The sequence below is a fragment of the Micromonospora sp. NPDC057141 genome (assembly GCF_042670805.1).
In the GTDB taxonomy this organism is placed as follows: Bacteria; Actinomycetota; Actinomycetes; order Mycobacteriales; family Micromonosporaceae; genus Micromonospora.
Window position 1 is genome coordinate 1 of record NZ_JBHUVA010000135.1, and the last position, 9,029, is coordinate 9,029.

General features: G+C 73.1%; 7 protein-coding genes and 1 pseudogene. 4 read left to right on the forward strand and 4 right to left on the reverse strand.

Annotation, left to right across the window (positions count from 1 at the left end; translation table 11 throughout):
* The first annotated feature begins 877 nt into the window (after positions 1–877).
* Both ACFT41_RS31525 and ACFT41_RS31530 read left to right on the forward strand, forming a co-directional pair.
* On the forward strand, positions 878–1,213 hold the full coding sequence (locus ACFT41_RS31525; protein ID WP_377589944.1) for a hypothetical protein: 336 nt from the start codon (positions 878–880) through the stop codon (positions 1,211–1,213).
* A 330-nt stretch (positions 1,214–1,543) separates the two neighbouring features.
* A pseudogene (locus tag ACFT41_RS31530) lies at positions 1,544–1,739 on the forward strand (cobaltochelatase subunit CobN); the annotation flags it as partial.
* Here the strand turns inward: ACFT41_RS31530 and ACFT41_RS31535 are convergent.
* On the reverse strand, positions 1,732–2,283 hold the full coding sequence (locus ACFT41_RS31535; RefSeq protein ID WP_377589945.1) for a DUF4334 domain-containing protein: 552 nt from the start codon (positions 2,281–2,283) through the stop codon (positions 1,732–1,734). The pseudogene ACFT41_RS31530 and the gene ACFT41_RS31535 overlap by 8 nt on opposite strands.
* 425 nt (positions 2,284–2,708) lie before the next feature.
* Between ACFT41_RS31535 and ACFT41_RS31540 the strand changes: the two genes are divergently transcribed.
* Together ACFT41_RS31540 and ACFT41_RS31545 are read left to right on the forward strand one after the other, a co-directional pair.
* Positions 2,709–4,031 carry an NAD(P)/FAD-dependent oxidoreductase gene (locus ACFT41_RS31540; RefSeq protein ID WP_377589946.1) on the forward strand — a complete coding sequence of 441 codons (1,323 nt, stop codon included), beginning with the start codon at positions 2,709–2,711 and terminating at the stop codon, positions 4,029–4,031.
* Between the two features lie 23 nt (positions 4,032–4,054).
* Positions 4,055–5,614 (forward strand): aminotransferase class I/II-fold pyridoxal phosphate-dependent enzyme, encoded by a 1,560-nt coding sequence (locus ACFT41_RS31545; RefSeq protein WP_377589947.1) that lies wholly within the window; start codon positions 4,055–4,057, stop codon positions 5,612–5,614.
* Between the two features lie 52 nt (positions 5,615–5,666).
* Here ACFT41_RS31545 and ACFT41_RS31550 read toward each other — a convergent pair whose 3' ends face one another.
* From ACFT41_RS31550 to ACFT41_RS31560, 3 genes are all read right to left on the reverse strand, one after another.
* Positions 5,667–6,533, reverse strand: a complete 867-nt coding sequence (locus ACFT41_RS31550) for a PepSY-associated TM helix domain-containing protein (RefSeq protein ID WP_377589948.1) — start codon at positions 6,531–6,533, stop codon at positions 5,667–5,669.
* 376 nt (positions 6,534–6,909) lie between these two features.
* Positions 6,910–8,139, reverse strand: a complete 1,230-nt coding sequence (locus tag ACFT41_RS31555; RefSeq protein WP_377589949.1) for a Dyp-type peroxidase — start codon at positions 8,137–8,139, stop codon at positions 6,910–6,912.
* On the reverse strand, positions 8,136–8,741 hold the full coding sequence (locus ACFT41_RS31560; protein ID WP_377589950.1) for a copper chaperone PCu(A)C: 606 nt from the start codon (positions 8,739–8,741) through the stop codon (positions 8,136–8,138). The genes ACFT41_RS31555 and ACFT41_RS31560 overlap by 4 nt, the downstream gene beginning before the upstream one ends.
* Between the last annotated feature and the right edge of the window lie 288 nt (positions 8,742–9,029).

Consider the following 9,029-nt stretch of genomic DNA (forward strand, 5'->3'; position numbering starts at 1 on the left):
TCGTCGGCATCCTCCACGGCTGCCTCAAAACCGGCACCCTCTACGACGAGACGACCGCCTGGTCCCACCACCTCAACCCAGCCACTGCTTGACACCCCAGCACATGGGATGTCTTTGCTCTGCACCCACATACGCAACGCTCGCGCAGCGTTACCGGATCGTTGCACCAGTCTTCATTCGCGGTCTCCTATATGACGAGCTCGATCCAGGTGCTGCGTCGGCGGGTGCAGAGCAAAGGGCGATCGGGTGTGGGAGGGGGGCGAAGCCTCGTGACTGAGGGTCAGGTGGACGCCGGGCCTGGCCGACCCTTGCTGCGGTTGCGGAAAGTAGTCAACCGGTGGCGGGTTCCAGGTCCCGGTGGCGGTCGGGGCGCAACCAGACGCGCAGTGGCCCGACCCGCCGGCAACCCGCCTCCTCGGCCGGCGGCAGGCCGCCGCCGGACTCGTAGCGGTGGACCAACCGGCCAGCCCCTGCGCCGACGTGACCGGGGCCAGCGCCGTCCGGCCCGCCTCCGAAGCCATGACGAGCGGCGTGACGGGCGGGCGGTGGATCCACTCGGCGGCGAAGAGCACCCGGAAGCCGCGCGGGGCGAGGTCCAGGTCGGCGTCGGGGCGCAGGGTCACCGCGTCCGGGTGCCACGGCGGGGAGCGGCGGGGCACCGACCAGGCGTCGGCGTCGTACGCCCCCGCGAGGCCGTGGGCCCGGCAGACCAGGTCGCACCAGTCGGCGTTGTCCCGCACCGCCACCGCCCGCCACGCCACCACCGCGCGAGTCTACGGGCGGACGGCCCCGGGGTCAGCTTCCTTTCACCCCGCGCCCAGCAGCTTTCCAGGCAGGGATGCTCCACTGGAGCGTGCGCCGAGGAGAGGAGCCGGGCATGGGCTGGTTCAGCCGACGCCGCAGCGACGTCGAAGGGACCCCGACGAAGCTCGACCGCGAGGCGACGCCGGACGACCTGGCTGCCCTGGAAGCGTTCGTCCGCAGCCGCCGGGGCGTGGAGTTCTACCTGGAGCCGGAGACCACCGCGACCGACACCACGGTGATGGCGATCGCCCACGACGGGGAGTGGATCCGGCGGCGGACCGGGTCGCCGCGCGCCGCCGCGAAGATCGCCCAGCGGCACGCCGTGCCGTTGTACGAGGCCGCGCGCACCGGATACCCGGAGCGGATGCGGGCCTGGAACCGGGCCCACCCGGAACGCCGGGCGCGCTGATCCACCGAACCGGCCCGCCGGCCCGGCGTGATCAGACCACGTGCTACGCGGCGAAGGTCAGCCCGGAGGGGGAGCCCACCATGACCGGCGGCAGCCGGTCGACCAGGTCGTCCACGCCGAAGCTGATCCACGGATGCGGCAGTCAGCGTAACCAGCCCGACGCCGGACCGGCCGCAAACCCTGCGCGGGACGGCCCGCAGCCATCAGCCTACGACATTTCCTTTCGCCTCAGACGTCTCGCACATCGACGACCATCGTCGCCACCTGCTGGCGCGCGGCAGCCTGCCCGCGACCCGTCCCGCCGGCGCCGGCTACCGGCTGGCCGACCCCGCCCGGGTCGCCGGGATCGCCGTGCGCCCAGGCCCGGCTGCGGCACGTCCGCAACGCCGACAAGCGGCTGGTGATCGTGCTCAGCTCCCACCCGACGAAGCACTCCCGGCTCGGCAACGCCGTCGGCCTGGACACGTTGGTGAGCGAGCTTGCCGCGACGGTAGCCCCCGCCTCGGCGGTACGGCTGCTCACCGCGCCTCGTCGCGGGTCAGCACGAACACGAACGGCCGGTCGGTCCCGCGCAGGTCCATGACGCCGAGCAGCGTGCGCTCGTCTACCCGTCGGAACACGTCGTGGATGGGGAGGCGGTCGTAACACATCGTCGCCGACACCACGCCGCGGTATTCGGTCATCCGCAGCCGCGCCTTCGGGCCGGCCGTGGCCAGCAGCGGCAGGGCGAGTGCGAAGGCCCTCGCGGCCAGGGGCGTGCGCAGCACGCCGGGAGGGCGGACCAGCAGCCCCGTCGGCGCCAGCGCCGGGTTGACGCTGAACAGCCTCCCGCGGGCGGAGAAGACCAGCGGGTGCACGTCCTCCGGGCCGTCGAACCGCTTGCCGTGCCACCCGTAGCGCTCCAGCAGGCCGTCGAGCGGGTGGCCCGTCGCGAAGCCGCTGCCCCGCCAGGCGCCCAGCATCTCCTCGACGGCGACCGGCGGGAGGCCGTCGAAGCAGGCGAGGGCCGTCGCCAGATCCCCCGGGGCCGGTAGGGCGGCTGCGGGAGCGGAGTCCGCCGCGCTCGACATGGTCGCATCTCCTTGCTCGCGTGGTCGACGTGGTGCCGTCGACGTTACGCCCAGGTCGCGCCAAGGGCGGACGAGCCGCAGTGCCAGTCGTGCCGGGCCCGTCGTGAGCGACCTCCATGGTCGCGCCGCCCGTGCCCGGCCGCCGGTGCCGGGTCACCCCGTCGACTGTCGGCTTTCGGACAGCGCCCGTCGGTGGCGGGTGACGCCGCGCCCGACGCCGCCGATGACCTGCGCGGCCACGGTGAGCGGAGCGCGGACACGCCCCGGTGGGACTGGCCGAGCCGAGACGGTCCACTGTGTACCTTGACGTCCACTCCCGTTCGCCGGTGGCACCGAGGGGCGGTCCGTGCGTCGTGCCGGTCCGCCGTCGCACCGAAGCCCGGCTGGCGGGGGCAGCCGGACCCTCGTTCGAAGGACTACGAATCATGTACGACGCAATAGTCGTCGGTGGGCGCTGCGCGGGTGCCTCCACCGCACTGTTACTCGCCCGGCAGGGCCACCGGGTGCTGGTGGTGGACCGGTCTTCCTTCCCCAGCGACGTCATCTCGACGCACTTCCTGTGGCCGAACGGTATGTCCTACCTCAACCGGTGGGGCCTGCTGGACCAGGTCACCGCCGTGACTCCCACGCACACGGTCATCGACATCGTCAACGACGGCATCCCGCTGAGCGGCTCGGTGCCCACGTCTCTGCTGCGTGAGCACTTCCGGGACCTGCACGGCGACGACTCGGGCGTCGTCCAGAGCTACGCCTCGGTGCGCCGCCGCGTGCTGGACCAGATCCTCGTCGAGGCGGCGGCCAAGGCCGGGGCCGAGGTCCGCACCCACTGCACCGTACGGGAGCTGATCACCGCCGACGGCCGGATCGTCGGTGTGCGGGGACGCGCCGCCGACGGCCAGGAGTTCGAGGAGCGGGCCCGCATCGTCGTCGGCGCCGACGGCCGCAACTCGTTCGTCGCGCGCACCCTGGACCTGCCCCGCTACGACGAGCGGCCCCGCTGCACGTTCGCCTACTGGAGCTACTGGTCCGGCTTCGACCCCGGCCGGGGGCAGATCCACCGGCGCGGCCGGCTCGGCTGCGCGGTGGTGCCGACCAACTTCGAGCAGAACATGGTCCTCGTCTGGGGGCCCAGCGAGTGGTCTCGGGAGTTCCGCGCCGACGTGGCCGGCAACGTCCAGCGGGCGCTGGACTTCGTCAGCCCCGAGCTTGGCGAACTGGTCCGCACCCGGGGCACCCGGGAGGAGCGGATCTACGGCACCCTGGACCAGTCGGGCTTCCTCCGGCCGCTGCACGGGCCCGGCTGGGTGCTGGTCGGCGATGCCGAGTCCGCCAAGGACCAGTGCACGGCGATCGGCATGACCCACGCGTTCCGCGACGCGGAGCTGGTCAGCGCAGCCCTGCACCGGTGGCTGACGGGCGAGGCGTCGCTCGACGAGGCGATGGCCGCGTACGAGGGCCGCCGGCGCAGCCAGAACGCCGCCGCCTACTACGACTACGTGTGCACGCTCAGCGAGATGCGGCCGTACCGGCACGACGAGCTGCAACTGTTCGTCGCGCTGCGCGGCAACCAGGAGGAGACCGACCGGTTCATCGCCACGCACGCCGACGTCGCGCCGGTCTCGGAGTTCTTCCAGGCGTCCAACCTCTTCCTGCTCAACGACGCCGCCAAGGAGTCCTCGGCCGGCTACCCCGTCTTCGACGACTTCGCCGCGACGTCGCGCACGTACCAGCAGAACCTCTTCGCCTGATGCCGTACCAGGGAGCCGACACCGTGACCACCGACCTGCAGCAGCGCGACGACGGCGAGCTGATCGAGGCCATCCTGGACGCCGCGCGGCGCGGGGACGTCGAGACCATGGTCCGCACGGCGGCCGAGGTCTCCGAGATGACCCGCAACTGGGCCACCCACATCCCCTGGGACGACCTCGCGACCCTCGACGCGTCCGGGGCCGACGGCGAGTTCGCCCGGGTCGTGGCGGACCTGACCGAGATGTGGGAGCCGGCCCACCTGCGCAACCCCGTCGACCCCGACGAGGAGTACGCGCTGGACAAGAACGCCTACGACTTCTACCGCCCCGCCGGCCGCAACCTGCTCGTCCGCACGGAGGACTTCTACGGCTGGGTGCAGGCCCGCCGCCGCACGGAGACGTGGCAGTACTCCCGGGTGCTGGAGGCGGCCCCGGACAGCGTCGCCCAGATCACCAACGACCTGGGCAAGCGGACGCGGGGCATCAACTTCAACTCGCAGGACTACCTGTCGTTCAACACCCACCCGGCGATCCGGGAGGCGGCGGCCCGGGCGATGCGCGACTACGGCCCGCACAGCGCCGGCTCGCCGATGGTGCTCGGCAACACCCGTATCTCCGACGAGCTGGAGGTCGCCCTCGGCGAGCTGGTGGGGCTGGAGCACGTGACGCTCTTCCCGACCGGCTGGTCGGCGGGCTTCGGCGCGATCGTCGGCCTGGTGCGCCAGTCCGATCACGTCGTCATCGACCGGCTGGCGCACTCCTGCCTCCAGCAGGGCGCGCGGGCGGCGACCCGCAACGTGGTGCGCTACGAGCACCTCAACGTCGAGGCCGTGCGCCAGCACCTGGTCGAGATCCGGTCGCACGACAGCCGCAACGGCATCCTCGTCGTCACCGACGGCCTCTTCTCCGTCGACGCCGACTGGCCGGACCTGGTGACCCTCCAGCGGGTCTGCCGGGAGCACGACGCGACCCTGCTGGTCGACGTCGCGCACGACCTCGGCGCGATGGGGCCGGGCGGCACGGGCGTGTCGGGGATGCAGAACCTGCTCGGCGAGGTCGACATCGTCATGGGGGCGTTCTCGAAGACCTTCTGCTCCAACGGCGGCTTCGTGGCGTCGAACTCGCCGGCCCTGAAGCAGTACGTCAAGATGTTCAGCGGCAGCCACTTCTTCTCGAACGCGCTGTCGCCGGTGCAGACCGCCGTGGTCCGGGAGGCCGCCCGGATCATCCGGTCGGCGGAGGGCGACGAGCTGCGCGCCCGGCTGTTCACCGCGATCCACGCGCTGCGCGACGAGCTGACCGGCCGAGGGCTGACCTGCATGGGGGAGCCGTCGCCGATCGTGCCGCTGCTGATCGGCAACGAAAAGCTCGCCCGGACGGCGAACCGGCTGCTGTTCGACCGGGGGGTGCTCGCGTTCATGGTGGAGTTCCCGGTCACGCCGACCGGATCGTCGAGGTTCCGGCTCCAGGTGCAGGCCGGCCACCGGCCGGAGGAGGCCCGGGAGGCGGCCCGGATCATCGAGGGGGCCATCGCCGACTCGCGGGCGTACCTGTCCAGCGCGTTCGGCAGCGCCGCCCGGTAGTCGCCGGTGCGGGGGGCCGGGCCGGCATCGGCCCGACCCCCCGCACGGCCGGTCAGCCGCCGGCGGGGGCGGGCGAGACCGGCACGGCCCGGCGGCGTCGCCTGGCCAGTATCCCGAGGACGACGTCGACGACGACGAACGCGAGCAGCGGCCAGTCGGCGAAGTCGCTGCGGGCGGTCACGGTGCCGGCGACCGGGTCGACGGCGATCCGGTCCCGGGCCACGGGCCAGGTGTTGTCGGTCTGGGCGACCGTCCACGCGCTGCCGGGCTCCTCGGCGGGGGCGATCCGCACCGGGTGCTGGCCACCGCCGGGCGGGGGCGCGCCGGCGAGGCTGGTGGAGATATCGGGGGTGCCGGCGCGCAGCGCGTCGAGCGCGGTGCCGAAGTGTCCCCCGGCATAACGGGACCAGGTCAGGCCGGTCGCGGAGAGGAAGAGCAGGCCGACGGTGAGCCAGATCCCGGTGGTGGCGTGCCAGGCCCGGGTGCGCCGTACCCCCTTGCGGGCGGACAGGTCGGGCACGAGCAGGTGCCGGGTTCGGGTACGGGCGGCCCCGCGCCGACGCCACCACAGGATGACGCCGCCGACGACGAGGAGCCACAGCCAGCTCGCGGCGATCTCGGAGTAGTGGCGGCCGAGGTCGCCGAGGTGCAGGTTGCGGTGCAGGTCGTCCAGCCACGTGGTGGCGGGAGTGGAGTCGAACCAGGTGGTCAGCTGCCCCTTGACCGCGGCGGTGTGGGGGTCGACGTAGACGGTGTGCTGCCGGTCGCCGAGGTCGGGCTGGGCGGACACCACCCGGGTGGTGGCCCCGTCCGTGCCCGGCAGCACGGCGGCGACGGTGCCCTCGGGGTGGGTGGCCCGGGCAGCGGTGACCTGCTCAGCGAGCGATTTCGGTGGGCCGCCCGGCGCGGCGGTCAGCACGTCGCCGTAGAGGACCCGGTCCAGTTGCGGGGTGACGGTGTATGCCAGGGCCGGTCAGGGCCGCGACAAACAGGAACGGTGCCACGAGGACACCGGCGTAGAAGTGCAGGCGGAGCAGGAACGCCGCCGCCGGACCGGCGCATCGGGCGGGGTGAGGGGCTCCGGCGTCGACTCGTCGTGCAGTTCGGTGACGGACATATGCTTCCGATCGGAATAACCGGGATCGTTCCCGGTGGGACTACCCCCGTACGACAATGGGTGGGCCCCCCGTCGCCGCTGCCGCGGGACCCACCTGGTGAGGTGGTCGGGCGCGGAGCCGGGGAAGTTCCCGGCTTGGCGGCGCGCCCGCCGCGGCCACCATCCCGGTGATGCCCGGTCAGGCGAGCAGTTGCTGGCCGATCCAGCCGCCGTCCGGGCACCCGGGCGGCACGGCGAACACGGCGGAGCCGATCGGGGTGGTCCACTCGTTGAGCAGGTCCCGCTCGGCGAGGCGGCGCTGGATGGGCAGGAACTGCGTCGTGACGTCCGCCTGGTAGGAGGCGAAGATCAGGCCGCTGTCGGCGGTGCCGTCGGCGGCCGGTACGCCGTCGTAGTTGTACGGGCGACGCAGGATCCGCAGCCGGTCGTCGGTGACCCGGGCGCGCGGCAGGTGGGAGAAGTCGGGGATGACGGTGAGCCCGCCGGCGTCGACGGCGGCGAAGTCGGGCTCGTCGTGTTCGGCCGTACCCGTCAGCGGAGCGCCGGTGTCGAGCCGGCGGCCGACGGCCAGCTCCCGGTCGACGCGGCCGAGCAGGTCCCAGGTCTCCAGGTTCATGCTGATCCGGCGCACGACCAGGGTGGTGCTGTCGCGTAGCCACGCCGGCCCGTCGGGCACCCACACGGCGGTCTCCAGCGGTTCGCCGGGCTTGGGGTTGGCGGTGCCGTCCAGTTGGCCGAACAGGTTGCGCTGGGTGCGACCCGGTTCCGCGCCCGCCGCCCGGCGGAACCCCTGCTGCACCCACGCCACCGTCGCGAACGGCCGGCTGTCCTTGACCAGGACCCGCTGGGCGTGGGCGACGGTGACGGGGTCGTCGGCACAGATCTGCAGCAGCAGGTCCCCGCCGGACCAGCGGGGCTGGAGGCGGTCGATGCGGAAGGCAGGCAGCGTCGCCACCGACGCCGGCCGGCGGTCGTCGAGGCCGGCGGCCCGGTAGAGGCCCGGGCCGAAACCGAACGTGACGGTCAGCCGCGCGGGCAGCAGGCCGAGCTCGGGTTCGGTGTCGGCGAGCGCCGGTCGGCCCTGGGTGAGGCGGGCGGCGTCGTCGGTGAGCAGCCGCAGCAGCCGGCCCAGGGCGGCCCGGTCGGTGGCCGGCCGCAGCGCGAGCGCGACGAACGAGGCGTGCGCCTGCGGCTCGGTGTCCACACCCGCCTGGCGGGCGCCGTGGAACGGCACGACCGCGCTGCCGACCTCGGCCACGGGCACCGTGGCGGCGGGGCGTACGTCGGTGTCGTCGGAGCGGGCGGCGGCGATCGCGGCGGCGCCCGCGAGCGTGCCCCCGGCGGCCAGGGCCCCAACGGTGAGCAGGGCGCGCCTGCGCACCGGACGGCCGGTGGGGGTGCCGGTCATGCGGCCGGGCTCGTGGCCGCCCGCGGCGTGCCGCTCATGCCCGGCATCGGGGTCGCGCCGTGGCCGGGGGCGTAGCTCTCCTGCGCGCCGGTGAACGGCTTGGCCACGGCGGTGAACGTCTGCGTCCGGCCGTCGCCGAAGGTGAGCGTGAAGGTGAGCTCGTCGCCGGGCTTCACCGGCTGCCTGAGGTTCATCAGCATCAGGTGCTCGCCGCCGGGCTCCAGCACGTGGCTGCTCTTCGCCTTGACCACGATGCCGCCCTGCTTGGCCTGCATGACCATCTTGCCGTCCTTCATGGTCATCTCATGCAGCTCCATCGGCGACACGTCGGTGGCCGCGCCGGTGATGGTCACGTCCGCGTCCCCGTCGTTGACCAGCGTGCCGAACGCCGCCGTCATGCCCTTGTCCGCGGCCTTCACCCACGGGTCGCGCACGGTCAGCACCCCGGCGGCGGCGCTCACCGACACGGACGGTGACGGGCTCGGTGCGGCCGTGGACGCGCTGTCCGACGAGCCGCAGCCGGCGGCGGCCGCAGCCACGAGGACGGCGCTGAGCAGGGCTGCCGTGCGTCGGGGTCGGCGGGGTGTGGTGAGGCTGGGCATGGCGTTCCCTTCGATGACCGAATTCACCTGGATGGTCGGCGTCACGGCGGGTAAAGTTCCGCGGCTGTCGGTGACCCACGCCACTTTGCGCGATCCGGCCGGAACGGGCGCGTCCGTAGGCGGGCCTTGAGGACCTGCGACGAGGTGGAGAAACTTTTGCCATCTGCGTAAAAAGTTTGGCGAGGGTTGACCGAAGTCCGGACACGGCGAGGATGATCCGATGCGTCGTCCCCCTCCGGCCCCCGGTCGCTGCGTCCCGGGCCTGCTCGCTGTCGTCCTCGCCTCGGT

Coding starts and splice junctions, on each gene's coding strand:
- ACFT41_RS31525 (WP_377589944.1), top strand. CDS start 878: ATGGGCTGGTTCAGCCGACGCCGCAGCGACGTCGAAGGGACCCCGACG.
- ACFT41_RS31540 (WP_377589946.1), top strand. CDS start 2,709: ATGTACGACGCAATAGTCGTCGGTGGGCGCTGCGCGGGTGCCTCCACC.
- ACFT41_RS31555 (WP_377589949.1), bottom strand. CDS start 8,139: ATGACCGGCACCCCCACCGGCCGTCCGGTGCGCAGGCGCGCCCTGCTC.
- ACFT41_RS31560 (WP_377589950.1), bottom strand. CDS start 8,741: ATGCCCAGCCTCACCACACCCCGCCGACCCCGACGCACGGCAGCCCTG.
- ACFT41_RS31535 (WP_377589945.1), bottom strand. CDS start 2,283: ATGTCGAGCGCGGCGGACTCCGCTCCCGCAGCCGCCCTACCGGCCCCG.